This window comes from Stenotrophomonas maltophilia group sp. RNC7, assembly GCF_030910085.1.
In the GTDB taxonomy this organism is placed as follows: domain Bacteria; phylum Pseudomonadota; class Gammaproteobacteria; order Xanthomonadales; family Xanthomonadaceae; genus Stenotrophomonas; species Stenotrophomonas sepilia.
In genome coordinates, this window is record NZ_JAVFVN010000809.1 from 58222 (window position 1) to 84132 (window position 25911).

Annotated in this window: 29 protein-coding genes; 11 read left to right on the forward strand and 18 right to left on the reverse strand. The window is 66.7% G+C overall.

Going from position 1 to position 25911, the window contains the following annotated elements; all coding sequences use genetic code 11:
• The first annotated feature begins 8 nt into the window (after nt 1–8).
• From RCF13_RS19660 to RCF13_RS19670, 3 genes are all read left to right on the forward strand, one after another.
• Nucleotides 9–1973 carry an oligopeptide transporter, OPT family gene (locus RCF13_RS19660; protein WP_134968085.1) on the forward strand — a complete coding sequence of 655 codons (1965 nt, stop codon included), beginning with the start codon at nt 9–11 and terminating at the stop codon, nt 1971–1973.
• 231 nt (nt 1974–2204) lie between these two features.
• Nucleotides 2205–4283 carry a S9 family peptidase gene (locus tag RCF13_RS19665; protein WP_134968086.1) on the forward strand — a complete coding sequence of 693 codons (2079 nt, stop codon included), beginning with the start codon at nt 2205–2207 and terminating at the stop codon, nt 4281–4283.
• A 141-nt stretch (nt 4284–4424) separates the two neighbouring features.
• The gene (locus tag RCF13_RS19670) at nt 4425–5654 is read left to right on the forward strand and encodes a DUF819 family protein (RefSeq protein ID WP_134968087.1); all 1230 of its coding nucleotides are present in this window, start codon (nt 4425–4427) and stop codon (nt 5652–5654) included.
• A gap of 167 nt (nt 5655–5821) precedes the next feature.
• Here RCF13_RS19670 and RCF13_RS19675 read toward each other — a convergent pair whose 3' ends face one another.
• From RCF13_RS19675 to RCF13_RS19695, 5 genes are read right to left on the reverse strand one after another with little or no spacing between them, the layout of a single operon-like run.
• Entirely contained in the window at nt 5822–6304 is a 483-nt protein-coding gene (locus tag RCF13_RS19675; protein ID WP_134968088.1) for a hypothetical protein, read from the reverse strand.
• 46 nt (nt 6305–6350) lie between these two features.
• Complete coding sequence (gene minE / locus RCF13_RS19680) at nt 6351–6611, reverse strand: cell division topological specificity factor MinE (protein ID WP_005408532.1); 261 nt, start codon at nt 6609–6611, stop codon at nt 6351–6353.
• Between the two features lie 2 nt (nt 6612–6613).
• Entirely contained in the window at nt 6614–7423 is an 810-nt protein-coding gene (gene minD / locus RCF13_RS19685) for a septum site-determining protein MinD (protein ID WP_006424120.1), read from the reverse strand.
• A gap of 35 nt (nt 7424–7458) precedes the next feature.
• Entirely contained in the window at nt 7459–8304 is an 846-nt protein-coding gene (gene minC, locus RCF13_RS19690; RefSeq protein WP_049413254.1) for a septum site-determining protein MinC, read from the reverse strand.
• Nucleotides 8250–8846, reverse strand: coding sequence for a GNAT family N-acetyltransferase (locus RCF13_RS19695; RefSeq protein WP_005415684.1), 597 nt, complete (start codon nt 8844–8846; stop codon nt 8250–8252). Before RCF13_RS19695 ends, minC begins: the two co-directional genes overlap by 55 nt.
• Before the next feature lie 151 nt (nt 8847–8997).
• On the opposite strand from RCF13_RS19695, the gene RCF13_RS19700 reads away from it, so the two are divergent.
• The 4 genes from RCF13_RS19700 to RCF13_RS19715 all read left to right on the forward strand — a co-directional run bounded on the left by RCF13_RS19700 (nt 8998) and on the right by RCF13_RS19715 (nt 12620).
• A complete protein-coding gene (locus RCF13_RS19700) occupies nt 8998–10194 on the forward strand; it encodes a sensor histidine kinase (RefSeq protein ID WP_061480385.1) in 1197 nt (398 codons plus the stop codon).
• Entirely contained in the window at nt 10194–10835 is a 642-nt protein-coding gene (locus RCF13_RS19705) for a response regulator transcription factor (RefSeq protein WP_006424175.1), read from the forward strand. The genes RCF13_RS19700 and RCF13_RS19705 overlap by 1 nt, the downstream gene beginning before the upstream one ends.
• Nucleotides 10836–11070: 235 nt before the next feature.
• On the forward strand, nt 11071–12144 hold the full coding sequence (locus RCF13_RS19710; protein WP_005415686.1) for an SRPBCC family protein: 1074 nt from the start codon (nt 11071–11073) through the stop codon (nt 12142–12144).
• A 104-nt stretch (nt 12145–12248) separates the two neighbouring features.
• Entirely contained in the window at nt 12249–12620 is a 372-nt protein-coding gene (locus RCF13_RS19715) for a DUF423 domain-containing protein (protein ID WP_019659313.1), read from the forward strand.
• A 511-nt stretch (nt 12621–13131) separates the two neighbouring features.
• Here the strand turns inward: RCF13_RS19715 and RCF13_RS19720 are convergent.
• From RCF13_RS19720 to RCF13_RS19740, 5 genes are read right to left on the reverse strand one after another with little or no spacing between them, the layout of a single operon-like run.
• Entirely contained in the window at nt 13132–13941 is an 810-nt protein-coding gene (locus RCF13_RS19720) for a M15 family metallopeptidase (protein ID WP_134968942.1), read from the reverse strand.
• 9 nt (nt 13942–13950) lie between these two features.
• Nucleotides 13951–14544, reverse strand: coding sequence for a PH domain-containing protein (locus tag RCF13_RS19725; RefSeq protein WP_061480382.1), 594 nt, complete (start codon nt 14542–14544; stop codon nt 13951–13953).
• A gap of 3 nt (nt 14545–14547) precedes the next feature.
• Complete coding sequence (locus tag RCF13_RS19730; RefSeq protein WP_005415690.1) at nt 14548–14727, reverse strand: DUF4177 domain-containing protein; 180 nt, start codon at nt 14725–14727, stop codon at nt 14548–14550.
• Nucleotides 14724–14903 (reverse strand): hypothetical protein, encoded by a 180-nt coding sequence (locus RCF13_RS19735; protein ID WP_005415691.1) that lies wholly within the window; start codon nt 14901–14903, stop codon nt 14724–14726. Before RCF13_RS19735 ends, RCF13_RS19730 begins: the two co-directional genes overlap by 4 nt.
• A 45-nt stretch (nt 14904–14948) precedes the next feature.
• Nucleotides 14949–15830, reverse strand: a complete 882-nt coding sequence (locus RCF13_RS19740) for an SPFH domain-containing protein (protein ID WP_134968943.1) — start codon at nt 15828–15830, stop codon at nt 14949–14951.
• Nucleotides 15831–15967: 137 nt separating this feature from the next.
• Between RCF13_RS19740 and purT the strand changes: the two genes are divergently transcribed.
• Both purT and RCF13_RS19750 read left to right on the forward strand, forming a co-directional pair.
• Nucleotides 15968–17155, forward strand: a complete 1188-nt coding sequence (gene purT, locus RCF13_RS19745; protein WP_014646362.1) for a formate-dependent phosphoribosylglycinamide formyltransferase — start codon at nt 15968–15970, stop codon at nt 17153–17155.
• 287 nt (nt 17156–17442) lie between these two features.
• Nucleotides 17443–17853, forward strand: coding sequence for an immunity protein YezG family protein (locus RCF13_RS19750; RefSeq protein ID WP_181357903.1), 411 nt, complete (start codon nt 17443–17445; stop codon nt 17851–17853).
• Between the two features lie 91 nt (nt 17854–17944).
• Here RCF13_RS19750 and RCF13_RS19755 read toward each other — a convergent pair whose 3' ends face one another.
• Nucleotides 17945–19153 carry an endonuclease/exonuclease/phosphatase family protein gene (locus RCF13_RS19755; RefSeq protein WP_134968945.1) on the reverse strand — a complete coding sequence of 403 codons (1209 nt, stop codon included), beginning with the start codon at nt 19151–19153 and terminating at the stop codon, nt 17945–17947.
• 37 nt (nt 19154–19190) lie between these two features.
• Entirely contained in the window at nt 19191–19946 is a 756-nt protein-coding gene (locus tag RCF13_RS19760) for an arginyltransferase (protein ID WP_061480378.1), read from the reverse strand.
• A 156-nt stretch (nt 19947–20102) separates the two neighbouring features.
• On the opposite strand from RCF13_RS19760, the gene RCF13_RS19765 reads away from it, so the two are divergent.
• Nucleotides 20103–20663 (forward strand): EF-hand domain-containing protein, encoded by a 561-nt coding sequence (locus RCF13_RS19765; RefSeq protein WP_134968946.1) that lies wholly within the window; start codon nt 20103–20105, stop codon nt 20661–20663.
• 51 nt (nt 20664–20714) lie between these two features.
• Here the strand turns inward: RCF13_RS19765 and RCF13_RS19770 are convergent, their stop codons facing one another.
• The 4 genes from RCF13_RS19770 to RCF13_RS19785 form a co-directional block, all read right to left on the reverse strand.
• Entirely contained in the window at nt 20715–21932 is a 1218-nt protein-coding gene (locus RCF13_RS19770; protein WP_231352604.1) for a sigma-70 family RNA polymerase sigma factor, read from the reverse strand.
• A 224-nt stretch (nt 21933–22156) separates the two neighbouring features.
• Nucleotides 22157–22651 (reverse strand): pathogenicity-like protein, encoded by a 495-nt coding sequence (locus tag RCF13_RS19775; protein ID WP_231352605.1) that lies wholly within the window; start codon nt 22649–22651, stop codon nt 22157–22159.
• A 4-nt stretch (nt 22652–22655) separates the two neighbouring features.
• On the reverse strand, nt 22656–23564 hold the full coding sequence (gene tesB, locus RCF13_RS19780) for an acyl-CoA thioesterase II (protein ID WP_005412623.1): 909 nt from the start codon (nt 23562–23564) through the stop codon (nt 22656–22658).
• Nucleotides 23565–23672: 108 nt separating this feature from the next.
• The gene (locus tag RCF13_RS19785) at nt 23673–24449 is read right to left on the reverse strand and encodes an enoyl-CoA hydratase/isomerase family protein (protein ID WP_134968499.1); all 777 of its coding nucleotides are present in this window, start codon (nt 24447–24449) and stop codon (nt 23673–23675) included.
• Nucleotides 24450–24483: 34 nt separating this feature from the next.
• On the opposite strand from RCF13_RS19785, the gene RCF13_RS19790 reads away from it, so the two are divergent.
• Nucleotides 24484–24930 (forward strand): copper chaperone PCu(A)C, encoded by a 447-nt coding sequence (locus RCF13_RS19790; protein WP_134968498.1) that lies wholly within the window; start codon nt 24484–24486, stop codon nt 24928–24930.
• 72 nt (nt 24931–25002) lie between these two features.
• On the opposite strand, the gene RCF13_RS19795 is transcribed toward RCF13_RS19790, so the two are convergent.
• Both RCF13_RS19795 and RCF13_RS19800 read right to left on the reverse strand, forming a co-directional pair.
• Nucleotides 25003–25728, reverse strand: coding sequence for an enolase (locus tag RCF13_RS19795; RefSeq protein ID WP_134968497.1), 726 nt, complete (start codon nt 25726–25728; stop codon nt 25003–25005).
• A 1-nt stretch (nt 25729) separates the two neighbouring features.
• Nucleotides 25730–25911: hypothetical protein (locus RCF13_RS19800; RefSeq protein ID WP_308141474.1), on the reverse strand; the 182-nt coding region annotated here is incomplete at its 5' end.

Sequence of the window (25911 nt, forward strand, 5' to 3'; positions counted from 1 at the left end):
GGGCTTCCATGAACCACGACGCTGCGCCCAAGCAGCTCACCTTCCGCGCAGTGGCCCTGGCCATCGTGCTGGCGGTGGTGCTGTCGGCCGCCAACGCCTACCTCGGCCTGTTCGCAGGCCTGACCATCGCCACCGCCATTCCCGCCGCGGTGATTTCCATGGGCGTGCTGCGCCTGCTGGGCGGTGGCTCCATCCTTGAAAACAACATCGTGCAGACCGGCGCCTCGGCCGGTTCATCGATCGCCGCCGGTGTGATCTTCACCATCCCCGCGCTGGTGATCATGGGCTACTGGCCGGACTTCAAGTACTGGTGGGTGCTGGGCATCGCCGGCCTGGGCGGCCTGCTGGGCGTGCTGTTCTCGGTGCCGCTGCGCCGTTCGATGATCGTTGAAGACCCGCTGCCGTTCCCGGAAGGCAAGGCGGCGGCGGAAGTGCTCAAGGCCGGTGAGAACCCGGGTCCGGGCCTGAAGATCCTCGGCCTGTCGGCGGTGATCGGCGCCTTCGTCAAGCTGGCTGCGGAAAGCGGCATGCGCCTGATCCCGGACGCCTGGGCCACCTCGGCCTATGTCGGCAGCTCCAAGGTCACCGCCTTCATCGGCACCAACCTGTCGCCTGCACTGCTGGGCGTGGGCTACATCGTCGGCCTCAACGTCGGCATCGTGGTGGTGTCCGGCTCGATCCTGACCTGGCACATCGCCATTCCGATCTACCAGGCGTTCTTCATGAACACCGATCCGGCATTGGCCGCGTCGGTTGCCGCGGCTTCCTCCACCGAGGCCGCGTTCGCCATCTGGGGCGCGAAGATGCGCTACCTGGGCGTTGGTGCGATGCTGATCGGTGGCATCTGGACCCTGATCTCGCTGCGCAAGTCGCTGCTCAACGGCGTCAGGAGCGGCTTCGCCGCGGCCCGCAAGAGTGGCGGCCCGGTGCTGGCGCATACCGAGCGCGACCTGCCGATGAAGTGGATGCTGGTCGCCCTGGTGGCGTTCGTGCTGCCGCTGCTGGCCCTGTATCAGGCCATCGTCGGCCAGTGGCACGTGTCGATCCCGATGACCCTCATCATGATCGTCGCCGGCTTCCTGTTCGTCTCGGTCTCGGCCTACCTGGCCGGCCTGATCGGTTCGTCCAACAACCCGGTCTCGGGCATCACCATCTCCACCATCCTGTTCGCCTCGGCCGTGCTGGTCGTGCTGCTGGGCGCTGACGGCCTCAAGCCGGTCGGTGCCGGCGGTGCGCCGCTGGGTGCGGTGGCCGCGATCATGATCGGCGCGGTGGTGTGCTGCGCCGCTGCGGTCGGTGGTGACAACCTGCAGGACCTCAAGGCCGGTTACATCGTCGGTGCCACCCCGTGGAAGCAGCAGCTGATGCTGGGCATCGGTGCGTTCTCGTGCGCGCTGATCATGGCCCCGGTACTGAACCTGCTGGCCACTGCCTACGGCATCGGCGTGAAGTCCGAGCTGCACCCGAACGCGCTGGCTGCGCCGCAGGCCAACCTGATGGCCTCGGTGGCCAAGGGCCTGTTCGGTGGTGAACTGCCGTGGACCTTCATCGGCATCGGTGCTGTGGTCGGTGCTGCCATCATCGCCTTCGACAGCTGGCTGAAGTCGCGCAACGCGCGCTTCCGCGTGCCGGTGCTGGCCGCCGCCATCGGCATCTACCTGCCGCTGGAACTGATGGTGCCGATCTTCCTCGGCGGCCTGATCGCCCATCTGGTCGAGCGCTTCCACAAGGTGCGCGCCGATGACGAAGAAGGCCGCGACCGCGTGCACAAGCCGGGCGTGCTGTTTGCCGCCGGCCTGATCACCGGTGAGGCACTGATGGGCATCGCCATCGCGATTCCGATCGTGATCAGCAGCCGTGCCGACGTGCTGGCGGTGCCGTTCCACCTGCCGGGCGCACAGTGGATCGGCCTGGCCGTGCTGTTCCTGGTCGGCTGGCTGATCTACCGCACCGGCAAGTACGCCAAGGCGTAAGGGGCGGGCTCTGACCCTGGGTTCAACGGGTAGTGCCGGCCGCTGGCCAGCAACCACGGAACCTCCAAGGGCCTTGGTGTTGCCGGCCAGCGGCCGGCACTACCGCAAAACCCCGCTTCGGCGGGGTTTGCTGTTTCTGGCGATTGCCCGCCTGCAGCCATGACCGATGGCCTTGGCAGCCCCGGCCATGCGGGCCTACCATCGGTTTTTTGCCGTCCTGCGGAGACCCCGATGAAACTGCGTCATGCCCTGCTGCCACTGAGCCTGCTGGCCGCCCTGCCCAGCGTCGCCGCTGCCCGCGGCCTGGAAGTCCGCGACATGGTGGCCATGGACCGCGTCTCCGCGCCGGTACTGACCGCTGACGGCGGCACCGTGGTGTTCGCCAAGCGCAGCGTGGACGCCAACCTGAAGGCCTCCACGGCGCTGTTCGCGCGCAACCTGCGCACCCGCGACGCAGCGCCGCCGAAGCAGATCACCCCGGCCGGCTGGAACGTCAATTCCGCTTCGCTGTCGGCCGATGGCCAGACCGTGTATTTCCTCAGTGCCAGGAACGGCAGCCAGCAGCTGTACGCGCAGCCGATCAGCGGCGGCACCCCGCGCCAGCTGACCGACTTCCCGGTCGACGTGGACAGCTACCGTGTGTCGCCGCAGGACGACCGCGTGTTGTTCAGCGCCGGCGTGTTCCAGGCGTGCGCCTCGGACCTGGCCTGCACCGAGAAGAAGCTGAAGGAAAAGAAGGACGCCAAGGCCAGCGGCCAGGTGTGGGATTCGCTGTTCGTGCGCCATTGGGACACCTGGAACGACGGTCGCCGCAACACCCTGTTCGTCGCTCCGCTGCCGGCAGCCAAGGCCGGTGCGGTCAAGGGCGCTTCGGCGCTGAGCGCGACCATCGATGGTGATGCGCCGTCCAAGCCATTCGGCGGCAATGACGACTTCGTTTGGTCGCCGGACGGCGCCAGCGTGGTGGCCAGCATCCGCGTGGCCGGCAAGCAGGAGCCGTGGTCGACCAACTTCGACCTGTACCGCTTCGACGCCGCCGGCAAGCAGGCGCCGGTCAACCTGACGGCCTCCAACCCGGCCTGGGATGCCGGCCCGGTGTTCAGTGCCGACGGCAAGACGCTGTTCTACCGCGCGATGAAGCGCCCGGGCTTCGAGGCCGACCGCTTCGGCCTGATGGCGATGGACGTTGCCAGCGGCAAGACCCGCGAGATTGCCCCGCAGTGGGATCGTTCGGCCGGTGGCATCACCCTGTCCGCCGACGGCGCCAGCATCTACACCACTGCCGATGACCTCGGCGAACACCCGCTGTTCCAGATCGACGTGGCCAGCGGCAAGGCCACCAAGCTGATCGGCGACGGCAGCGTGACCGCGGTCGACGTGGCCGGCAAGAGCGTGGCGATCACCCGCAACAGCCTGAAGAGCAACGACCAGGTGCTGGTCGGCCTGCTGCCGGCCGCGGGCGAAGCCATCGGCGAACTGCGCGCGCTGACCCCGGCCGCAGGCGAGGTGCTGAAGGACGTGTCCTTCGGCGACTACGAGCAGTTCGAGTTCAAGGGCTGGAACAACGACACCGTGCACGGCTACGTGGTCAAGCCGCACAACTACCAGGAAGGCAAGTCCTATCCAGTGGCGTTCCTGATCCACGGCGGCCCGCAGGGCAGCTTCGGCAATGGCTGGAGCTACCGCTGGAACCCGCAGACCTACGCGGGCCAGGGCTACGCGGTGGTGATGATCGACTTCCACGGCTCCACCGGCTATGGCCAGGCATTCACCGATGCGATCAGCCAGCACTGGGGCGACCGCCCGCTGGAAGACCTGCAGAAGGGCTGGGATGCGGCGCTGAAGAAGTACGCCTTCCTCAACGGTGACAAGGCCTGCGCGCTGGGCGCCAGCTACGGCGGCTTCATGGTCAACTGGATCGCCGGCAACTGGAACGGCCCGTTCAAGTGCCTGGTCAACCACGACGGCGTGTTCGACCAGCGCATGATGGGCTACGCCACCGAAGAACTGTGGTTCACCGAGTGGGAACAGGGCGGCACGCCGTACCAGAAGGCCGCCAACTACGAGAAGTTCAACCCGGTCAACCACGTGGCGGACTGGAAGAAGCCGATCCTGGTCATCCACGGCCAGCAGGACTTCCGCATTCCGGTCGAGCAGGGCCTGGCCGCATTCACCGCCGCCCAGCGCCAGGGCATCGAATCGAAGTTCCTGTACTTCCCGGATGAAAACCACTGGGTGCTGAAGCCGAACAACAGCATCCTGTGGCATGACACCGTCAATGCCTGGCTGAAGCAGCACATCGGCAATTGATGATTGCAGCGCCGCCCTTCGAGGCGGCGCTTTTGTCTCCGCCGGTGGGTGCCGATGTTCCCGCCGGTGGGTGCCGACCGTTGGTCGGCACACCTTTGCCAACAGCAGCCGAGCATGGCTCGGCTCTACAAGAGCCCCTGCATGATCCAGAACGACATCGTCGTCTTCGGTTTGATCGCCGCCACCCTTGGCGCCGTGTTCTGGACCGCCTCGCGGGAGCAGGGCCTGTGGAAGCGCGTCTACACCTTCGTGCCGGCACTGCTGCTGTGCTACCTGATTCCCGGCATCTACAACACCGTCGGCCTGATCGACGGGCAGAACACCCGGCTCTACAACCCGATCGCGCGCGACATCCTGCTGCCGGCGGCGCTGATCCTGCTGACCCTTGCGGTCGACATCAAGGGCATCCTGCGGCTCGGCCCGAAGCTGGTGCTGATGTACCTGGGGGCCTCGGCCAGCATCATGCTCGGTGCGGTGGTGGCGTTCCTGCTGATGCGTGCCGTGCATCCGGAAACCGTGGCCGGCGACACCTGGGCCGGCATGGCCGCGCTGGCCGGCAGCTGGATCGGTGGCGGCGCCAACATGCTGGCGATGCGTGAAGTGTTCGACGTCAATGCGACCACCTTCGGACAGTTCGCGGTGGTCGACGTGGGGGTCGGCTACGTATGGATGGCCGCGCTGATCTTCCTGGCCGGGCGCGCGGCGAAGATCGACGCGCGCAGTGGTGCCGATACCTCGGCCATCGATGAGCTGAAGGAGCGCATTGCGCGCTTCCAGGCCGAACACGAGCGCATTCCCAGCCTCACCGACCTGATGCTGATCGTGGCGGTGGCCTTCGGCGGTGTCGGCCTGGCTCACGCCATTGGCGCACCGCTGGCGGCGTGGTTCAAGGCGAATGTCAGCTGGGCTGCGCAGTTCAGCCTGGACGCGCCGTTCGTGTGGGTGGTGGTGCTGTCGACCACGCTCGGCCTCAGCCTCAGTTTCACCCGTGCGCGCAACCTGGAAGGTGCGGGCGCATCGCGCCTGGGCTCGCTGCTGCTGTACTTCCTGATCGCCTGCATCGGCATGCAGATGGATCTGCTGGCGCTGCTGGATCGCCCGTGGCTGTTCCTGCTGGGCATCATCTGGATCAGCGTGCACATCGTGCTGCTGTGGTGCCTGGGCAAGCTGCTGAAGGTGCCGTTCTTCTATTTCGCCATCGGTTCGCAGTCGAACATTGGTGGCCCAGCCTCGGCGCCGGTGGTGGCCGCGGCGTTCCATCCGGCCCTGGCGCCGGTCGGCGTGCTGCTGGGAACGATGGGTTTTGCCACCGGCACGTACCTGGCCTACATCGTCGGCATTACCTTGCGGACGCTGGCCGGGCAGGGCTGATTGTGCACGGGGCGATGGGGCAGATCCTGTAGAGCCGAGCCCGCGCTCGGCTGCATCTGTATTTGTGCAGGTGACAGCGAAGAGCAGCCGAGCATGGGCTCGGCTCTACAGTAGATCCACGCCATGCGTGAATGGTGCGTACCAAGGTCCGCACCCACCAGCGGCGGTTACGCCGCCTGCAGCAATCCGCGTTCGATCAACCACGCCTTCGCGTCCTCGGCGTCCTGCTCGAACCACGCCTTCGTGGATCCCAGCCGATACGTATACCCCCAAGCATCCATGTCGGCCATCAGCCGCTGGCTGCCGACACCGGGCAGCTGCCCGGCCAGCACGATCTGCAGGTAGCAGGTCGCGTCTTCCTCGGCCACCGAGTCGGTGGCATCGGTATGCACCCGCGCACGCCGCTCCGGTGGCAGTACGATCAGGTGGCAGGCCTCATGCAGCATGGAGTGCACGGGCGTGTCATCGCGCACGTACACGTTGCTGGCGATGATGCCGGCCTCTGGTTCGCCCCAGTAACTGCCGGGAATCGGTTCGCCGGGCGCCACGTGGTGCAGCCGAAGGCCATGCGCGGCGAGCAGGCGCTGCGCGTCGGCGAAGGCGATGTCGCCCACGCAGGTGATGTCCACGGCGGTTGTCGTATCGGTCATGCGGGTCAGGCAGCCCCGCCCATGCAGGCACGGGCGGGGCAGGGGATCAGGGTTTGTCCGGGCCTTCGGGCAGCGCCACGGAAATGTCCAGCACGTCGTGCTGGCCATCCTTCACCAGGTCGACCTTCACCGCATCGACGTCGATGTTCACGTACTTCTTGATCACTTCCAGCAGCTCGCGCTGCAGCAGCGGCAGGTAGTCCGGGCCACCGCGGTGGCTGCGTTCCTGCGCGATGATGATCTGCAGGCGGTTCTTGGCGGTTTCGGCGGTGGTCTTCTTCGCTTTGAGGAAATCAAACAGGCCCATGCTTACCCTCCGAACAGCTTGCTGAAGAAGCCCTTCTTCTCGACGTTGGTGAAGCGCATCGGGCGTTCTTCGCCGAGGATGCGCGCGACGGCGTCTTCATAGGCCTGGCCGGCAGCGGATTCGACATCCAGGATGACCGGCTCGCCCTTGTTGGAGGCGTTGAGCACGTCGCCCGACTCCGGAATCACGCCGATCGCCTTCAGGCCGAGCACTTCCTCGACGTCGGCGATGCTCAGCATCTCGCCGCTTTCCACGCGCACCGGGGTGTAGCGGGTCAGCAGCAGGAAGGCCGGCACGTCCTGGCCGGATTCGGCCTTGTGGGTCTTCGAGTCGAGCAGGCCGATGATGCGGTCGGAGTCGCGCACCGACGACACTTCCGGGTTCACCACCACCACCGCGCGGTCGGCGAAATACATCGCCAGGAAGGCACCCTTCTCGATGCCGGCCGGGGAGTCGCAGATGATGTAGTCGAAACCGTCGGCGGCCAGGTCCTTCAGGACCTTGCCCACGCCTTCCTGGGTCAGTGCGTCCTTGTCGCGGGTCTGCGAGGCGGCCAGCACGTACAGGTTGTCAAAGCGCTTGTCCTTGATCAGGGCCTGCTTGAGGGTGGCTTCGCCGTGCACGACGTTGACGAAGTCATACACCACGCGGCGTTCGCAGCCCATGATCAGGTCGAGGTTGCGCAGGCCGACGTCGAAGTCGATCACCGCCACCTTCTTGCCGCGCCGCGCCAGGCCGCAGGCCAGGCTCGCGCTGGAAGTGGTCTTGCCGACGCCGCCCTTGCCGGAGGTGACTACGATGATTTCAGCCAAAGGACTTCTCCTGATGATTCTGTTTGGGGGCTGCGTCAGTCCAGCGCAGCGATCTTGATCTGGTCCTGTTCCAGCCAGACCTGCACGGCCTTGCCGCGCAGGTTGTCCGGGACATCGTCCAGTACCTTGTAATGGCCGGCAATGGCGACCAGTTCCGCATGGAAATCACGGCAGAAAATGCGTGCCGCGGTGTTGCCCTGGGCCCCTGCCAGCGCGCGACCGCGCAGGGTGCCGTAGATGTGGATGCTGCCATCGGCGATGACCTCGGCGCCGGCGCCGACGGTGGCCATCACGGTCAGGTCGCAGTTTTCCGCGTACAGCTGCTGGCCCGAACGCACGTTGCCCAGCTGCATGCGGCCCGGCTTCGGTGCAGCCGCGTCGGCCACCTTGGCCACCGGCGTTGCCGGGGCGGGCTTCGGTTCGGCACGGGCTGCGCGGCGCGGCTCCGGTGCAGGCGGCGGCGGGGCCGGTTCGGCCTCGGCACGCTCGTACTGCGCGCGGAACTTGGCCAGCAGCGGCAGGCCGAGCTGCTGCGAGAGCAGGTCGATCGCGCTGGTGCCATAGGCCAGCGCCACCGGCAGCACGCCGGCGCTGCGCAGGCCATCGACCAGCGCCTGCGCGGTGGCCACATCCGGCACCTGGCTCAGGCCGCCGAAGTCGAGGATCACCGCGGCGCGGCCGAACAGCTTCGGGGCGCGGGTCACGCGCTCGCGCATTTCCTGCACGAGGCGTTCGACATCAAGGGTACGGATGCGCAGGTTGGCGATGCCCACCTGGCCGATCTTCAGTTCACCGGCTTGTTCGTAATCGAAATTCACCGCCACGCTCAGGTCCCCGTCGGCCGCTGTGCCTGCGCCGGCAGCTGCCGTGCGCGTGTCCATGCCACATCCGGCAGCTTGCCGCCGTAGGTCTCCTTGACCCAGGGGTAGCTGCACAGTTCCTTGGCCAGCATGCTGGCGCGCACATCGACCTGCGGCATCGTGTTCTGGCCCAGCTCGCGGAAGCCGAAGCTGCCGTGGAAGAGCAGGGCGGCATCGGCGCCATGGTCGAGGAAGACTTCGCAGGTCATCTGCGGGTAGCGCAGCTCGGCGAAGCTCTGCGCGTCGGCATAGAACGCACGGCCGACGCCGCCGCCACGACGGCGGCTGGCGACCACGATGCGGTCGATATAGAAGAACGGGGTGTCCAGCTGCTGCTTGAACCAGGCGAAATTGCTGCTGTCGTGCTGGCTGTCGCTGCCAAAGCCGATCAGGAAGCCGGCCAGGTTGCCGTCGCGCTCGGCGACGCGGAAGTATTCAGCGGTTTCATAGAACAGGCGCAGGCGGGCCGCATCCAGGGGAAGGATGGCCAGGCCAGCATTGTTGTTCAAAGCCAGGACGGAATCGAGCTCGTGCTCGCGCACGTCGCGGATGACAATCGACATTGTGACTCCGTGGGGTAACGCGGTTGGTCCATCAAGGGACCCTGCGCACGATTATTGCATGCCCGGGGTGGGCTGCGGCATGAACAGGCGACCGCAGGGGCATGACTTCCGTGGGAGTGCGCGACGCAGGCCGGACCCGTAGAGTGCTGGCATGTTGGGAGTCCTCAGCCATACCCGCGTCCTCCGCCTGGCCGGCCTGTTCACCTGGGTCATGGTCGGCCTGCCGCTGGCGTACTCGCAGTTCGAGAACCTGCACAGCCGCGCTGACATGGGCGGCTGGGCGATCCTGCTGTTCGTCGCCTACCTGTCCTTCGGCACGGCCTACTACTGGCTGACCCGCATCCTGCGCAGCGACAGCCACACCAGCTGGCTGGACCGCGGCCTGCTGCTGTTGCTGACGGTCTCGGCGCTGGGGGTCAGCTTCCTCAGCGGGTCGGGCCTGGGCAGCATCCTGATGATGGTGGCCGCCGGGGTCATTCCGTGGATGCTGTCGGTACGGCTGGGCGTGCTGTGGCTGCTGGTCAGCCAGCTGGCCGTGGCTCCGGTCTATTACCTGCTGCTGCGCTTCCCGCTGTTCGAAGCGGTGATGCAGTCGCTGCTGTATGGCGGCTTCTCCATGTTCATCTTCGTGACCAGCCTGGTCGCGCGGCAGCAGACCGAGGCCCGCGACGAGCAGCGCCGGCTCAATTCGGAACTGCGCGCCACCCGCGCCCTGCTGGCCGAGAGCGCGCGGGTCAACGAACGCACCCGCATTTCGCGCGAACTGCATGACCTGCTGGGCCACCAGCTGACCGCGCTGACCCTGAACCTGGAGGTCGCCGGGCACCTGGCCGAGGGCCAGGCCCTCGATCACGTGAAGCGCTCGCACGCGCTGGCCAAGCTGCTGCTGGGCAACGTGCGCGAGGTGGTGAGCCAGCTGCGCGAGACCGGCGCGATCGATCTGGCTGCGGCGCTGCGCCCGCTGACCGAGAACGTGCCCTCGCTGGACATCCAGCTGGAGATCGAGGATCCGCTGAACGTGGAGGACCCGCAGCGGGCCCACGTACTGCTGCGCTGCACCCAGGAGATCATCACCAACGCGGTGCGCCATGCCAGTGCCCGCCACCTGTGGATCAGGGTGTACCGTGAAGCCCCCGATCGGGTGGTGGTCGAGGCCCGCGACGACGGCGTCGGCGCGGATATGGTCAATGTGGGCAATGGCTTGCGCGGCATGCGCGAGCGCCTGCAACAATGTGGTGGCCAGCTGCAGATCGAAACCCGCCCCGGTGAGGGTTTCCGGCTGCGGGCGACGGTGCCGGCAACGGTGCTGGTGGCGGCCCTTACCAAGGTTCCTGAAGGAGTGCGTTGATGATTCGCGTCTGCCTGGTCGACGACCAAACCCTGGTGCGGCAGGGAATCCGCTCCCTGCTGGCGCTCGACGACGGCATCGAGGTGGTGGCCGAGGCCGGCGACGGCCGGCAGGCGGTCGAGCTGATCCCCCAGGTACGCCCCGACGTGGTGCTGATGGACATGCGCATGCCGGTGATGTCGGGGCTGGAGGCCCTGCAGGTGCTGTCGCGGCAGGAACAGCTGCCGCCGACCATCATCCTCACCACCTTCGACGACGACCAGCTGGTGCTGGCCGGGCTCAAGGCCGGTGCCAAGGGCTACCTGCTCAAGGACGTCACCCTGGCACAGCTGGTCGGCGCCATCCGCACCGTGGCCGACGGGGGATCGCTGGTGCAGCCGGCGGTAACCCAGCGCCTGCTGTCCGGCCTGGAGCACATGCGCAATGAATTCGTCAGCCTGGACCGCCCGGACCCGCTGACCGACCGCGAGACCGAGATCCTGCGGCTGATGGCCAGTGGCTTCTCCAACAAGGAGATCGCCAATTCGCTGGGCGTCGCCGAGGGCACCATCAAGAACCACGTGTCCAACATCCTTTCCAAGCTGGGTGTGCGCGACCGTACGCGGGCCGTATTGAAGGCGTTCGAGCTCCAGCTGGTCTGAGAAAAAATCTTTCAAGTACAAAGACTTGGGTCGTAGTCGGGGGTTTCCGCCAAGGTTGCCCCCTACTTGCCGGGTAGCGGTATGCGTTACCCTTCGAATCCTTTGTCCATACAAATACGCAGCCGGCAGGGAAACCGGTGCGCCAATCCCGATAAACAATGCCCGCGAAGCCTGCTAGGATTGGCGCTTCGCTTCAATCAACCCGGCCGTGGGATCGGCCCCGGAGACTCTCTGAATGACCCGTATTATCGAGTTCCTGATCGCCTTGGGGATCGTGGCTGGCCTGTTCGTCATCATTGGCGTATGTCTGCCGGGCGAGCGTCACATCACCGAAAGCATCGAGACCAACCGCAAGATGACGATCGTGTACGACACGGTCAGCAGCCTGCGCCGCTTCAAGGACTGGAACCCGCTGGTACTGCGCGATCCCGCCGTTGATCTGAAGCTGTCCGGCCCGGCCTCGGGTGTCGGTGCCACCCTCGACTTCACCTCCAAGGACCTGGGTACCGGTTCCTGGAAGATCACCGAAGCCGAAGAGAACAAGCGTGTTGTGATCGCCATCGAGGACGCCACCAAGGGTCACGACAAGGTCACCACCTTCAACCTGGAGCCGACCGGCAAGGGCGGTCGCAACGTCAAGATCACCCAGGACTACTCGGTGAAGTACGGCTTCGACCTGTTCGGCCGTTACGCCGGCCTGTATGTCAGCCGCCAGATCGGCGATGACATCAAGATGGGTCTGTCGCGCATGGCCAACATGCTCGCAACCGTGCCGAACGTGGACTACCGCACGCCGGAAGCCCCGCTGACCGACCTGGCCATCGTTGAAGTGCCGGCCGAGAACCTGCTGGTGGTCAACGCCGGCAACGTGGACCGCGGTCAGGACACCATCACCAAGTCCATCAAGGACAACCAGGAGTGGATCAAGCGCGTGATGGAGGCCAATGGCCTTGAAGCTGCCGGTCCGTTCCGCATCATCACCACCGACTTCGGCCAGGAGAAGTACGCTTTCGACATCGCCCAGCCGGTGAAGAAGAAGGGTGCTGAAGGTGCTGCTGCCGACGAGCTGACCGTCAAGATCGACGGCGGCGCTCCGGTCAAGTACGTGCACGTTGCTCCGCACCGTTCGGCGCATGCGGCCTACACCGGCCACATGGCGGGTCTGGACGTGGCGCGCAACGGCCTGCGTGCCTGGGCCGTGACCTCGGGCAACGAAGTCATCGACCGTCCGTACGAAACCTGGAAGGACGGCATCGACAAGTCGTTCACCCCGGAAGGTACCTACGACATCTACTGGGCCGTCAAGTAATCCCCGGCTGACCCATGTAGTGTTGGACACGAAAACGCGCCGCTCATTGCGGCGCGTTTTTTTTCATCCGGCGCCCGGCAAGGGGCGCTTCGCAAGGAGCCCTCATGTTCAATCTGGAACGTCGCGCACGTAAGCCTTCCCTGCTGGCCTGCCTGGGGGCGCTGTTGGCTGCCGCCTCGATCGGCCTGTCTGCTTATGCATCGCATGGCGTAGCCGACCCGTTGGCGCAGCAGCATCTGAACATGGCGGCGCTGTATGCGTTCGCGCATGGCGCGGTGCTGGTGGCGCTTGGGCCGCGCGCGCAGGGGGCGATCGCACACCTGGCGCTGTACGTGCTGCTGCTGGGGGTCCTGCTGTTTTCCGGCAGCCTGGTGGGTGGGGCGTTGTGGCAGTGGCCGACACGGATGGCGCCGATCGGTGGCACCAGCATGATGGCCGGATGGGTGTTGCTGGCGATCAATGCGTTGAGGCGGTGAGGGTCGCAGGGCTGTCGCTCCGATCCATGCCGATGCGATCGTGATGGTTCATGGGCGTTACTTTTCTTTTCGCGCGAAAAGAAACGTAACCCAAAGAAACGCGCCGCCGGCCGCGAGCCGGTGCTGTGCACCGGTCCTCTGCGCTCCTCGGCCCGTCGAGGGGCGGGGCGGAGAGCAGCCGAGCGTGGCTCGGCTCTACAGAATCGCACGCACCTCTTCGCCCTCGCCGGACCTGCGGTGCTCGGCTCGCTTGAAGGCGGACCCAACAGCCGCGCGCTGATCCGTTGTAGAAGCTTCGAGCGAAGCGACCCGCTTTTGTCTTTGCTCTCTTGTTCCATCCCGTGGCGGACGCACGCGGAATCTGTCCGTGGCCGGGCGGGTGGGTTGCGCAGGGGCGTAAGCGCCATGGATGGCGCGCCCGAGCCTACAGGGACGTATTTACGGCGTCCCCTGCGCAGCGCACCCGCCCGGACAGCTCCATGAATTTCGCCTTGCGGTCGCCACGAGGGGCTCAGCCGTTGGCCGGTCTCCAGCACCAGTGCCAGGGTTCGTAGACGATGCCGTGCGGGTTGTCGCGCGGGTAGCTCAACCGGAAGCCGTGCCCAGCGGCATGGGCCTGCAGCCAGGCGAACGCGTCGGTAGCGTCGAACGATTCCTCGGCCGGGGCATCGCCCGGCGTGCCGATGTCCAGCGCATGGCCGCTGTGGTGTTCACTGAACCCCGGTGCGGCATTCACCTTCAGGATCTCCGTCACGCTCAGCCCGCGCGCCCGTTTCCGTTCGAAGATGCCCAGCTGGTAGGCATGGCTGCGGAAGCCAGAGATTGCATCCAGTGCGATGCCATCGCGCGCTGCATGCAGGCGCATCCGCCGCCAGCCCTGTGCAGCGCCGCGGCGCAGCCACAGCGGGCGGGCGAAGCGGTCGCGCCCAGCAAAGTGCAGCAGGCACGGTTCGGGTTCCAGCGGCAGGCCGCTGTCGTCGGCATAGCGCTGGGCATCCAGGCCGAGCTGCTGCAGGCGCTGCTGCAGCCCGGCGAGGGGCAGCCACTGCGCTTCCAGATTTGCACCGAATGGCCGGGCCGCGGCTGCATCCAGCAAGGCCAGTGCTTCCTCGGCCCCGGGCTCGCGCGCCAGGCGCGGCACCATGGCGTGCACGCCGTGTTCCACCACCGCCGCCAGGTAACGGCCATCGCACTTGCGCCGCAGCACCCAGTTCGCTCGTGACAGCAGGCGCGCGTCGAGATTGCTGCGCGCACGCAGCAGGCCGGCCGGCCACAGTTCGATGGTTTCGGTATTGATCAGCAGGGGCAGGCGTCGTTGCATCGCCGCAGCTTACTGCCGCGGGCCCGGCACGGCCACCTTGCGCAGTGCTTCCAGCAGCGCCTGTGGCCGATCGAGACTGAGCAGCAGGGTGCTGCCATCGCGGACCGGCAGGGCGAGGACGCGCGCGCGGTTGGTGACCAGCGCGAAGCCCTTGGCACCGCCCTGCAGGCGAAAGTGGCCGGAATAGAAGCCCGGCATTGCGTAGCCGTTGGTCTTGAAGCGGATGCCATAGCGGGGGTCACGCTGCAGGTCGACCACCTCGGCCTGGTCCAGCCGCAGCTGCGCCACCGGAACGCGGCGGCGGTACATCGTCGAGCGCACATCCAGCACGTTGTCGGCCAGTTCCACCCGGCGACGGAAGAATGCTGCGCCCAACCCGATGCCGAGTACCGCGATCACCAGCAGACTCCAGGCGGCACTGCCGCCCATCCGGAACCAGGGCGGCGACAGCGTTACTTCGATCCAGGGGGCACTGGCCGGCGTCTTGTACAGCTGCGCATACAAGCAGGCCACGAAGGCGGCGAGCAGGGGCAGCACGATCCACAGCACGCGCAACGGCGAGCTCTCGGCCACCTCGTACTGTTTCGGATCGCTGGCGCCCATGGCTCAGGCCTCCTTCTTGAACACCAGCATCGCCGGGCGCATCGGTGCGGGGATGATGATGTTGACCAGCTCCCAGCCCAGTTGGCCCTGGCGGCTCAGTTCGCTCTGGATGTCCTCGGCCTTGAGCAGGCCCATCATGGACGTCTTGACCTCGATCGTCTGGTAGCTCCAACGCTTGCTCATTCCTTGTCCTCCGAAGATGGCGTGGGTTTCGGCAGGCGTCCTGCCTTGCGCAGGGCGTCGCGCAGCACGTATTCGATCTGTGCGTTGAGGCTGCGCAGCTCGTCGTCAGCCCAGCGTTGCGCGGCGGCCAGGACGTCGGCATTGATGCGCAGCGGGTAGGCTTTCTTCTCACTCATGCAAGCTCCTGGCGGGGCGGTGGGGCGCCCCGTTGCGAGGGTGGTTCAGTACAGCGAACCGGCGTTGACGATCGGCTGGGTGCCGCGGTCCGAGCACAGCACGGTCAGCAGGTTGCTGACCATGTGCGCCTTGCGTTCCTCATCCAGCTGCACCACGCCGTTCTTCTGCAGTTCGGCCAGGGCCATTTCAACCATGCCGACCGCACCGGCCACGATGCGCGTGCGTGCAGCGATCACTGCGTTGGCCTGCTGCCGCTGCAGCATCGCCTGGGCGATTTCGGCGGCGTAGGCGAGGTGGCTGATGCGTGCGTCGATCACCTGCACGCCAGCGTCGGCCAGGCGTTCGGCCAGCTCGTTCTTCAGGTGCTGGGAGATCTCGCTGGCATGGCTGCGCAGCGCCAGCTGTCCCTCCTCGTGCTGGTCGTAGGGATAGCTGGTGGCCATCGCGCGCAACGCCGATTCGGACTGGATGTGCACGAAGCTTTCGTAGTCGTCCACGTTGTAGACGGCCTCGGAGGCATCGACCACCTGCCAGACGATGACCGCAGCGATCTCGATCGGGCTGCCGTCCAGCTCGTTGACCTTCAGCTTGCCGCTCTCGAAGTTGCGCACGCGCTGGCTGACCCGGCGCTTGGCATAGAAGGGGTTGTTCCAGCGCAGGCCGTTGTCCTTGACGGTGCCGACGTACTTGCCGAACAGGCTCAGCACCGCCGCCTGGTTGGGCTGGATGGTGTACAGGCCGGCCAGGATGAAGACCGCAGCGAAGATCACCAGCATGCCGGCCAGCATCAGCAGCAGGTTCGGTGAGCCGGAATCGGTCCTGGTCGTCGCCCCGAGTACGAACAGTGCGGTACCCGCCAGCGCGACCAGCAGGGATCCGGCCAGGGTGCCCAGGCCGTTGAGGGAGGCAAGCGACTTCTCTTTCATGGCGGTACTTCCTTGAGGGTTCGAATTGAAGATATCAAATTGATATCACTTGTCGACTACCGTTCGTCGGATGCCATGGTCAGGGTGCGCGGCCAGCTAGAATGCCCACCCGCCTTCACGTCGCTGCTGGAACCGCCATGGCCAAGCTTGGAACTCCGTTGTCCCCCTCCGCCACCCGCGTGCTGCTGCTGGGCTCGGGCGAACTTGGCAAGGAGGTGGCCATCGAGCTGCAGCGGCTGGGCGTGGAAGTGATCGCCGCTGACCGCTACGCCGATGCCCCGGCCATGCAGGTCGCCCACCGCTCGCACGTGATCGACATGCTCGATGCGATGGCGCTGCGCGCCCTGATCGCCCAGGAGCAGCCACATCTGGTGGTGCCGGAGATCGAGGCCATCCATACCGAGACCCTGGTCCAGCTGGAGCAGGAGCAGGGCCTGCGGGTGATCCCGACCGCACGCGCCGCGCGCCTGACCATGGACCGCGAGGGCATCCGCCGCCTCGCCGCCGAAACCCTGGGCCTGCCGACCTCGCCGTACCGCTTCGTCGATACCGAGGCCGAGTACCGTGCTGCCGTGGCCGCCATCGGCCTGCCGTGCGTGGTCAAGCCGGTCATGTCTTCCTCGGGCAAGGGCCAGAGCACCCTGCGCAGCGAAGCGGACATCGCTCCGGCCTGGGACTACGCACAGACCGGTGGCCGCGCCGGCGCCGGCCGCTGCATCGTCGAGGGTTTCATCGACTTCGATTACGAGATCACCCTGCTGACCGTGCGCCATGCCGGTGGCACCTCGTTCTGCGCGCCGATCGGCCATCTGCAGAAGGACGGCGACTACCGCGAAAGCTGGCAGCCGCAGCCGATGTCGAGCGCGGCACTGGCGCGTGCCGAAGAGATTTCGCGTGCGATCACCGACGACCTTGGCGGCTGGGGCCTGTTCGGCGTCGAGCTGTTCGTGAAGGGCGACGAAGTGTGGTTCAGCGAAGTGTCGCCGCGCCCGCACGATACCGGCCTGGTGACGCTGGTATCGCAGGAGCTGAGCGAGTTCGCGCTGCACGCGCGCGCGATCCTCGGCTTGCCGATTCCGGTGATCCGCCAGAGTGGTCCGTCGGCGTCGTGCGCGCTGTTGGCACACGGCGAGGGTGTGCCGTACTTCAACAATGTCGCCGCCGCGCTGCAGGTGCCGGATACCGCCGTGCGCCTGTTCGGCAAGCCGAGCGTGCATGGCCACCGCCGCGTCGGTGTGACCCTGGCGCGCGCGGAAACCATCGACGAAGCACGCGCCATCGCGCGTGATGCCGCCGACGCCATCGGCGTCGAACTGCGCCCGTAAAACGATAGCGCCGGGCCATGCCCGGCGGGAATCTTCTGTAGAGCCGAGCCCGCGCTCGGCTGCTTTTCCATGTGACGCTTCAGCCCGACAATGGATTCAAGTATTCAGTCTTGCGCGGTCTACCGGGGCGCTATTGAGCGCCGAATGACGCTGTTGGAGGATTTGCCGCAAAGCAGGTAAACGCTTCGCCGCACCTTCGAACTGAAAAGTGACATCTGGTTGAGCGTCAGAATCCTGCGTGTTTTATTTTCTGACGGATGAATGCCAAAGACACCTCAGGAGAAGGCTTGGACGAGCGGCTTACATCAGCGCTACCTGCCTTGTATCACCGAATTGGCCAATCACTGATTGATGCCGTGCCTACCGACCAATGCGGGATCTGGCTGAACTTCGAGATCATCAAGAATGCCTGGTCGGGTTGGGCGTTCTACCGCAAGCCGTCAGGCTCATACGGCTATCTGGAAATTCCAGATGATGCGGAAGCAGCGCTTCTGGAGATGCATCAGCTCTTTGCGCAATGGCACCATGCACTCTGGACGAGTTTGACGTTTCATCTGGATCCAGAGAACAAGATGGAAATCGAGCTCGGATATGAGCAGCTTTCCGAGGATGAGTTCATCGATTCCCTGGGTCGGGAGCAGGCTTGGCAGGACCGCTGTCTCGGGGCTGACGCTCAGATTGACTGGCAGAGCTACTAAGCTTGGTTGGTTGCAGTAGCCGAGCATGGGCTCGGCTCTACAACATCTTCAGCAACCGGTGGCGCCGGGTGATGCCCGGCGGCTGCGCCGGTTACGGCTTCACGTCCACCCACACCAGATGGTGGTCGCTGCCGTCGGCGATCTTCGCTTCCGGGCTTTCATTGGCCAGCCAGAAGATGCCGCTGCCCACGTATTCGAAGCCGGTCGAGGGCAGCACGTAGTCCAGGCGCATGGTGCCGGACTTCGGCCCGAAATCGCCGGTGGCGTGGAACGGCGCGCCCTTGCGCTCGATGCCCTTGGCCGCATAGGCCAGGCTGGTCTGCTCGCCGCCGACGCTGCGCGGGGTGGGGTAGCGCAGCACGCGCGCGTTATCGATCAGCTCGACGATCGCCTCGTGGCGGCCATCGCCATCGACCGGGTCGTTGTTCAGATCGCCAAGGATCACGAAGCGCGCGTCCTGCGCCAGGCCGCCACACTGGCCCTTGTCGTCGCACAGCCAGGGCTTCTCACCCTTGGACAGGTATTCCTGCCACAGGCGCAGTTCGTCGTGGTTACGTGCCGCGTTGCGCTTTTCCGGGCCGTCGAACACCGGCGGGGTCGGATGCGAGACCAGCGCGTGGACCACGCCGCCCGGGGTCTTCACCGGTACGTCCCAATGCGACTTCGACGACAGGCGCAGCTGCGACCACACATGATCGTTGTAGAAGCTTTGGCCGGTACGCGGGTCGACCGGGCGGATCGCACCGGGCATCGCGCTCCACTTCAACAGCTGGAAGCTGCGTACCTTGGTTTCATCGATCGGGTAGCGCGACAGCACCAGCATGCCGTACTGGCCCGGGTGCAGGCCGTAGCCCCACGCATCATTGCCACGGCCGCGGCCTTCGCCGCCGACCACGCCGTTGTTGTCCAGGTCCAGGCCGCTGGGCACACCTGTGTTGACCGGCGCCAGGTAGCGGTAGGCAAAGTGCAGCGGCTTGCCGCCGCCGGGCTGGGCGACTTCCAGGTAGCGCTTCTGGAACAGGTCGGCGGCGCGATGGGCATCGTCGAAATCGAATTCGTTCAGCAGCACCAGGTCCGGGCGCACCTGCTGCAGCACGGCGGCGATCTTGCGTGCGTGCTCGCTGTCGCCCTCCAGCTCCTTGATCAGGCCACCGGCGTCGTCGGAGTACAGCGAGGTGTTGTAGGTGGCCAGGCGCAGCGCAGTGGACGGCTTCTCAGTCATCGCGGGGGACGTGGCAAAGGCGGGGACGGTGGCGCCGCAGAGCAGGGCCAGGGCGAGGATCAGGGGTTTGGCGTTCATCCCCCTATTCTGCACCCGGCCCGGTGTCAGCGGTTTGTCAGCGCCCGTCCAGTTCGTTGTCGAAATCGTGCCAGCGGCGGCCGTCGTAGGCCTCAAGGGGATGGAAGCGGCGCTTGTAGTCCATCTTCTGGTGCCCGCGGATCCAGTAGCCCAGGTACACGTGCGGCAGCCCCTCGCGGCGCGCCCACTCGATCTGCTGCAGGATCGCGAAGGTACCCAGCCCGCGCGCGGCGTGGTCCGGGTCGAAGAACGTATAGACCGCCGACAGGCCATGCTCGGTGACGTCGGTCACCGCCACCCCCAGCAGCTGGCTGGGCTGGCCGTCGTGGCCGGGCAGGCGCATCTCCATGAAGCGGGTGTGCGACCAGCTGCCGATCAGGAACTGCTCGAATTCGTGCGGGCCGTGGTCGTCCATGCCTCCATTGGCGTGGCGGTGGGTGAGGTAGCGGTGATACAGCGCGAACAGGTCGTCGCGGGCGGTGGCGGCAGTGATCCGCACCTCCAGGTCGTCATTGCGGGCGGCACAGCGGCGCTGGCTGCGGTCCGGGGCGAAGCGCGCCACCGGGATCCGCACCGCCACGCAGGCCTGGCAGTGCGCGCAGTGCGGCCGGTAGACCAGGTCGCCGCTGCGGCGGAAGCCCCAGCTCAGTGCCAGCGGGTACAGGCCACCCAGCCGGCGATCGTGCGGATCCAGCACCAGGTCGCGCGCCACCCGGTCCGACCAGTACCCGCAGGGGTGCTCGCCGGTCTGGAAAAGTCGCAGTTCGTCGTCTCTGTCGCCATGTATCGCCATGGGCACAGCATAGCCCCAGCCTGTCGCAGAGGCGGCGACTGTCCAGCGGATGAATGGAATCGGCAGTGGCGTCAACCGACGTCGCGCCCGGGCGTTGTTGTCCCCCGAGGGTGAAGTGATCACCCCGACGCTGTTCCCATCCCCAGGAGTGACCTCATGATCCGTACCCCCCTGCTGCTGGCCCTGCTGCTGGGCACCTCCGCTTCCGGAATCGCGCTGGCCGCCGACACCCCGGCCATGCCGGCGCAGCGCCCGGCCAAGCTGGACACCAATGGCGACGGCGTGATCGACCGCAGCGAGGCGGCTGCCAATCCGCGCCTGGCCGCGAAGTTCGACGAGCTGGACAAGAACAAGGACGGCAAGCTCTCGCGCGATGAGCTGCCGCGCTGGCAGCATGGCCGCCGTGGCCACGGCGGTGAGCGCTGGGCCAGGCTGGACGTCAACAAGGACGGCCGCATCAGCCGCGACGAGGCCAAGGCCGATCCGCGCCTGGCTGCGCGCTTCGACCAGCTCGACCTCAACAAGGACGGTTACCTGGACAAGGCCGACCGCGAGCTGCGCATGAAGCAGCATCGTGATGCCTGGTTCGCTGCCGCCGACACCAACAAGGACGGCCAGCTGAGCAAGGCCGAGTTCGACGCAGCCAAGGGCCCGATGCACGGCGGCCCGCGCCAGGGCGGTCCACGCGATGGCGGCGCACCGAAGCCGCAGCGCTGAGCGTCAATGCGGTGATCGGAGACAACGCCGGCGCAGTGCCGGCGTTGTCGGTTACAGGTGGCCGTTGCGCATCAGCACATACACCACCAGGGCGATCACCAGCAGGTTCGCCCCGATGATGCCGGTGCGACCGTACATGGATTCGAATTTCCAGTTGGTTCCGCGGCGCCCACGCCGCGCCGAATCGCGCGCGATCATCGGCGCCATCACCCGTTGCAGCGGCACCAGGCACTGGTAGTTGACCACACCCAGGCCCAATGCCAGCAGCAGCATCTGGCTCCAGATCGGAGCCTGCAACAGTGCCGCCAGCAGCATCGCCAGGCACCAGACCAGGCCTGTACCGGTGTTGAGGCGGACAAAGTGCCGAACCTGCGCGCGTTCGCGTTCGGTCTCGGTATAGGACATCAGGAAGCGTGCACCGAGGTAGCTGCCGATCGCGCCGCCGGCGACACCGGCGAGGAGCGCCCCCCAGCTTGACACTGGCAGCACATGCAGTTGGCCGAGCGTGGCGGTCAGGGTGCCCATTGCGGTACCACCGGCTACGCTGGCGCCGCCCAGGCCGAGCTTGCTGCCACCGATGCCGACGCCGGTGCCGAGCAGGATCGCGGCGCTGGCGGTGCCGGGCGCGGCCACCAGCATCATCGACACCACGGCGGTGGCGAAGGCGGCGCTCGGCGCGCTGCTGCGGGCGAATTCACCGAAGCGCTGCAGCAGGCCGTCGCGCACCAGCGCGCGCGCGCGCGACAGGCGCTTGCGCACGGCGGCGTCGCTGAGCCCGAGCAGGTCGGCCACCTGCTGCGAGCGCTGGCCTTCGCGGTAGTACAGCAACAGCACTTCGCGGCTGTCGGCGGGCAGGGTGGAGATGATGTCCTCGGCGGCGATTTCTTCCTCCACCCGCTGCAGGCGATCGGCTGCGCCCGGGGACGGATCTGCGGCCATGCCCATCGCCACCTCGGCCGCCTCGCCGGTCAGTGGACGGCCACGCTGGGCGCGCAGCCAGTCGCGGGCCAGGTTGCGGGTGATCTGCCGCAGCCACGGCAGGAAGCTGGTCGCGCTGCGCAGCTGGTGCAGCTGCTGCCAGCCCTTCACAAAGGCCTCCTGGGCGATGTCCTCGCTGGCCTGGCGGTCGCGGGTGATGGCCAGCGCGATGGCGGTGACCGTGTTCTGGCAGGCCAGCACGATGCGGCCGTAGGCGTGCTGGCAACCGCTGGCGGCGGCGGGCAGTTCGCGTTCCAGGGTCTGGTCGATCGATGCGGCGAACGTCGTCATGGCGGCAGCTCTCCTGCTGGGATTGTGTCCCATGACGGAGCCGCGCGCGAAGTGTGACCGCAGATGCTGATGCATCTGCGGTCCGCGCATTCCACCTCATCCCCGCGCCGTTGGCGCGCCCCCTTGAACAACAAGGGGGGGCCAATCCTGACGGGTTACGGTGAAGTCGCGGCCCTGCTGACAGGCCGCTGCGCTCGCCGGGCATGGCCCGGCGCTACCGCCTCTTACTTGGAGGGCTGGATGCGGACCCGGACCTCGTCCTCTTCCGGGGCGGCCTGCGGTGCCGGTTGCGCCTGCTGCGGCTGGGCCTGCGGGGTGGGTGCCGGGGCACCACGATGGCGCAGGCCGATGACCAACGCCACGCCAGCAATCACCACCAGCAGGGCAATGCGGATGCGCCAGGCCCAGCTGCGGCCGCCGCTGCCCGGTTCCGCCGCGTCGCGGAAGGCGAATTCGGCGGTGGGGTGGTCGCGGCGGGTAGTGTCGAGCAGGCGCGCCTCGCGCAGGATTTCGCGCGCGCGCGGCTGGTCGTCGGCACGCACGATCCATACCGCCGGATAGGCGTTGGCGTTGCCCAGGTCGGTATAACTGAACTGGCCGCGGCGACGGGTCTTGTAGGAGCGCCCGTTGGTCACCTTGACCTCGATGCCATGCCCGCGCAGGAGCTCGGCCACGCCTTCGACGGTTTCCACGCGCTGGCTGCTGAAGATCTGGCGCATGGGTTTACTCCTTGGCCGGCACGGCGGCGGCCGCAGCCTGGTCGGGAACGACGCGGATCAGGCCTTCCTGCGCGGTGCTGGCCACCAGCACGCCGTTGCGGGTGAAGAACTGGCCGCGGGCCAGGCCGCGCGAATCCTGCGCGCTGGGGCTGTCCAGCGAGTACAGCAGCCAGTCGTCGGCGCGGAACGGGCGATGGAACCAGATAGCGTGGTCGAGCGAGGCCATCTGCACGTGCGGGTGGTAGTAGCTGATGCCGTGCGGGAAGGTTGCCGTGCCCAGCAGGTGGAAGTCGGAGGCATAGGCCAGCAGCGCCTGGTGCAGCTCCGGGGCATCGCCGACCGGCTCGCTCAGGCGCAGCCACACCTGGTGGTAGGGCGGGCGCTTGGGCGGGTTCAACTCGTCGCGCGGGTAGACGTGGCGGAACTCGAACGGGCCGCCACGCGACAGCCAGCGCTGCACCTTGATCGGCAGTCGCTCCAGCACCTCGGCCGGCAGCGGCCGGTTCGGTTCGATGTCTTCCGGCTGCGGCACCTCGGGCATCTTGTGCTGGTGCTCGGCGCCGGTCTCGGCCTGCTGGAACGAGGCCGCGCAGAAGAAGATCACCTTGCCGTGCTGGATCGCGGTGACCCGTCGCACCGAGAAGCTGCCGCCATCGCGGGTGCGGTCCACGTCGTAGACGATCGGGTGGTCGATGTTGCCGGCGCGCAGGAAGTAGGCGTGCAGCGAGTGCACGTGGCGGCCATTGTCGACCGTGGCCTGCGCCGCAGCCAGGGCCTGGCCCAGCACCTGCCCACCGAACACGTACTTGGTGCCGATGTCGCGGCTCTGCCCGCGGAACAGGTTGTCCTCCAGCCGCTCCAGCGTGAGCAGGTCGATCAGCTCGGAGACGACGGGTTCGGGCGTGTCGTTCAAGGGGGCGGCCACAGCAGTGAAGAGGCCCCGATTATACCGGTCAGGGGTCAGATCCCTTTCGCCTGGCGAAAGGGATCTGACCCAGATGCCACGCGATGCCCCAACCGCCTACTTGCCCAGCCGGGCGACCAGGGCCTGCAGGGCGTTCTGTGCGTCCGGGGCGAACCAGGCGTCGACGAAGCGGTCGAGCTGGATCAGGTCCGGGTGCAGCGCTTCGTGCAGGTCGGCGCGAGCGATGGCGCGGGTCAGCAGCATCGGCTGCCGAGGCTGCTTCAGCAGGTTCTGCAGCCAGGCCACGGCGCGGGCCACCACCAGGTCGCCTTCGGCCAGTTCATCGACCAGGCCGATCTGCAGCGCCTGTTCGGCCGGTACCAGCGAACCGGTGGTCAGCAGCACGCCGGCGCGGTGCACGCCCACCGCACGGCGCAGCAGGCGCTGGATGCCCTCCGGCGCGATCAGGCCCACCTGCACCTCGTTCAGGCCGATGGCATACGGCCGCGACGGATCGGCGCTGCGCGCCATTACCCGGTAGTCGCAGCACAGGGCCAGCACGCAGCCGCCGGCCGGGGCGTGGCCGGTGATCGCCGCGACCACCGGGATACGGCTCTCGGCCAGCGTGCGCACCGCGCCAAAGAAAGCGTTCCAGGTGTCCAGCAGCCTGTGCTTGTCATCGCCATGCGAGAGCAGGTGCGGCACGTCCATTCCACCGGTGAAGATGCGCTCGCTGCCCGACAGCACGATGCCGTGCGCGTCTTCGGCCATGGCCAGTTCGATGGCATGGATCAACTGCCGGCACAGGTCGGTGTCCAGTGCGTTGACCGGTGGCCGCGCCAGGCGCAGCTCGCGGATGGGGCCGTGGTTGATCACCTCGATGAGCGTCGTCATGCTGCGGTCTCGTTGCGAAGAAGGAACCTGGGCGATGATAACCAAACCATTCGTTGGCGTACTGTGGGTGCTGTGTGCGGCCGCAGCATCGGCTTCGGCTGCGGAATCACGCTGCGTCACGATGGAGCAGGGTTGGGCGCGGTTGCCACCGAATCCGGCAATGCCCATGACTGCCGGCTATGGCGTGATCCACAACGGCTGCAGCAGGGCGGTGGTGATCACCGGTGCGACCAGCAGTAGTTTCGGCGACGTGTCGCTGCACGAGACCACGATTGTCGATGGGGTCAGCCGCATGCGTGCGATCGAGCGCATGCCGCTGGCACCGGGCGCGCGCGCCGAGCTCACGCCCGGTGGCCTGCACCTGATGCTGATGCAGGGCCAGGGCGCGCTGAAGGAGGGGCAGGCGGTACCGCTGCGGCTGCAGCTGGAAGGCGGCGGCGAAGCGAGTGCGGCGTTGACCGTGCGCAAGGCCGCGAAATGACGGTCGGGTAGTGCCGGTCGCTGGCCGGCAGCACAGGAAATGCCGGCCAGCGGCCGGCACTACCGCAGGGTCTTACGACCAGTCGTACGAGAACAGCACCGTGCGGCTTACCGGCTCATACAGCATCACGATCGCGTCGGGGCCGGTGGCGCACCAGTTGTAGCCGGCGACTTCGGCGACGGCGAAGAACTTGTGGCCATCGCGGCGGATGATCGCCAGTTCGGCATCATCTGGAGCATGCCGGTCGTTGGCGGCGTCGGTGAATTCCAGGGTGAAGGCGGCCGGAATATCGGCCGTTTCGATCCAGTTGCCACAGGAAATCTGTCCCCCCAGCGTATCCAGATAATCGCGCTCGCTGGCCTCACCCTTGCCGTAGCGCGAGTAGCAGGCGAGGCGGCCATGCGTGGCGTGGTAGTGGCGGGCCTTGGCGTAGCTGTCGCGCATCTGCGCAATGTGTTCCTGCGCGTCCTTGTCCTGTACTGCGTCGCCGATGAAATAGCCCTCGTTGCCGAGGAAGCGCATCTGGTTGCCGGTGGTCAGCTCGAAGGCGATCCAGTTGGTGCCGGTGAAATCGTTGTGGTGTTCTTCGGTGGTTTCGCCGATGCAGCCGTCGTACGGCTCGATCGGGCACAGCATCGTTGCCACCTGGCCGGCCAGTTCCGGGCGCAGCACACCGAGGTCGATCTTCAGCAGCGGCAGCAGGTGCTTGCCGAGCCACGTCTGGTCGGCGGGGAAGACATCGGCAGGGAAGGGGACCATGCCGGGCAGCAGGTCGCGCAGTTCAGTCTGGTGGATCATCTCAGTCCTTTGAATGGATTCGGTAGTGCCGGCCGCTGGCCGGCATGCGCGAAGCGTCTGGAGGTTGCCGGCCAGCGGCGTCGTCTGTAGCCGCGGCGGGTGCATCGGAGGGGGTGGCCCAGGCAACCACGCCCAGGGCGATGAAGCACGCCAAGGCGGCCATGCCGACGCGGGCGGTGCGCT

What these genes read in the sequence shown, in the direction of transcription:
- RCF13_RS19665 (WP_134968086.1), top strand. Translation starts at nt 2,205, where the DNA reads ATGAAACTGCGTCATGCCCTGCTGCCACTGAGCCTGCTGGCCGCCCTG.
- RCF13_RS19760 (WP_061480378.1), bottom strand. Translation starts at nt 19,946, where the DNA reads ATGGCGATACATGGCGACAGAGACGACGAACTGCGACTTTTCCAGACC.
- RCF13_RS19660 (WP_134968085.1), top strand. Translation starts at nt 9, where the DNA reads ATGAACCACGACGCTGCGCCCAAGCAGCTCACCTTCCGCGCAGTGGCC.
- RCF13_RS19795 (WP_134968497.1), bottom strand. Translation starts at nt 25,728, where the DNA reads ATGATCCACCAGACTGAACTGCGCGACCTGCTGCCCGGCATGGTCCCC.
- RCF13_RS19705 (WP_006424175.1), top strand. Translation starts at nt 10,194, where the DNA reads ATGATTCGCGTCTGCCTGGTCGACGACCAAACCCTGGTGCGGCAGGGA.
- RCF13_RS19695 (WP_005415684.1), bottom strand. Translation starts at nt 8,846, where the DNA reads ATGTCGATTGTCATCCGCGACGTGCGCGAGCACGAGCTCGATTCCGTC.
- RCF13_RS19785 (WP_134968499.1), bottom strand. Translation starts at nt 24,449, where the DNA reads ATGACGACGCTCATCGAGGTGATCAACCACGGCCCCATCCGCGAGCTG.
- RCF13_RS19730 (WP_005415690.1), bottom strand. Translation starts at nt 14,727, where the DNA reads ATGAGCAAGCGTTGGAGCTACCAGACGATCGAGGTCAAGACGTCCATG.
- RCF13_RS19765 (WP_134968946.1), top strand. Translation starts at nt 20,103, where the DNA reads ATGATCCGTACCCCCCTGCTGCTGGCCCTGCTGCTGGGCACCTCCGCT.
- RCF13_RS19715 (WP_019659313.1), top strand. Translation starts at nt 12,249, where the DNA reads ATGTTCAATCTGGAACGTCGCGCACGTAAGCCTTCCCTGCTGGCCTGC.
- RCF13_RS19700 (WP_061480385.1), top strand. Translation starts at nt 8,998, where the DNA reads ATGTTGGGAGTCCTCAGCCATACCCGCGTCCTCCGCCTGGCCGGCCTG.
- purT (WP_014646362.1), top strand. Translation starts at nt 15,968, where the DNA reads ATGGCCAAGCTTGGAACTCCGTTGTCCCCCTCCGCCACCCGCGTGCTG.
- minC (WP_049413254.1), bottom strand. Translation starts at nt 8,304, where the DNA reads ATGGACACGCGCACGGCAGCTGCCGGCGCAGGCACAGCGGCCGACGGG.
- RCF13_RS19670 (WP_134968087.1), top strand. Translation starts at nt 4,425, where the DNA reads ATGATCCAGAACGACATCGTCGTCTTCGGTTTGATCGCCGCCACCCTT.
- RCF13_RS19790 (WP_134968498.1), top strand. Translation starts at nt 24,484, where the DNA reads ATGATAACCAAACCATTCGTTGGCGTACTGTGGGTGCTGTGTGCGGCC.
- RCF13_RS19770 (WP_231352604.1), bottom strand. Translation starts at nt 21,932, where the DNA reads ATGACGACGTTCGCCGCATCGATCGACCAGACCCTGGAACGCGAACTG.
- RCF13_RS19775 (WP_231352605.1), bottom strand. Translation starts at nt 22,651, where the DNA reads ATGCGCCAGATCTTCAGCAGCCAGCGCGTGGAAACCGTCGAAGGCGTG.
- minE (WP_005408532.1), bottom strand. Translation starts at nt 6,611, where the DNA reads ATGGGCCTGTTTGATTTCCTCAAAGCGAAGAAGACCACCGCCGAAACC.
- RCF13_RS19725 (WP_061480382.1), bottom strand. Translation starts at nt 14,544, where the DNA reads ATGGGCGCCAGCGATCCGAAACAGTACGAGGTGGCCGAGAGCTCGCCG.
- RCF13_RS19755 (WP_134968945.1), bottom strand. Translation starts at nt 19,153, where the DNA reads ATGAACGCCAAACCCCTGATCCTCGCCCTGGCCCTGCTCTGCGGCGCC.
- RCF13_RS19720 (WP_134968942.1), bottom strand. Translation starts at nt 13,941, where the DNA reads ATGCAACGACGCCTGCCCCTGCTGATCAATACCGAAACCATCGAACTG.
- RCF13_RS19740 (WP_134968943.1), bottom strand. Translation starts at nt 15,830, where the DNA reads ATGAAAGAGAAGTCGCTTGCCTCCCTCAACGGCCTGGGCACCCTGGCC.
- RCF13_RS19675 (WP_134968088.1), bottom strand. Translation starts at nt 6,304, where the DNA reads ATGACCGATACGACAACCGCCGTGGACATCACCTGCGTGGGCGACATC.
- RCF13_RS19710 (WP_005415686.1), top strand. Translation starts at nt 11,071, where the DNA reads ATGACCCGTATTATCGAGTTCCTGATCGCCTTGGGGATCGTGGCTGGC.
- RCF13_RS19735 (WP_005415691.1), bottom strand. Translation starts at nt 14,903, where the DNA reads ATGAGTGAGAAGAAAGCCTACCCGCTGCGCATCAATGCCGACGTCCTG.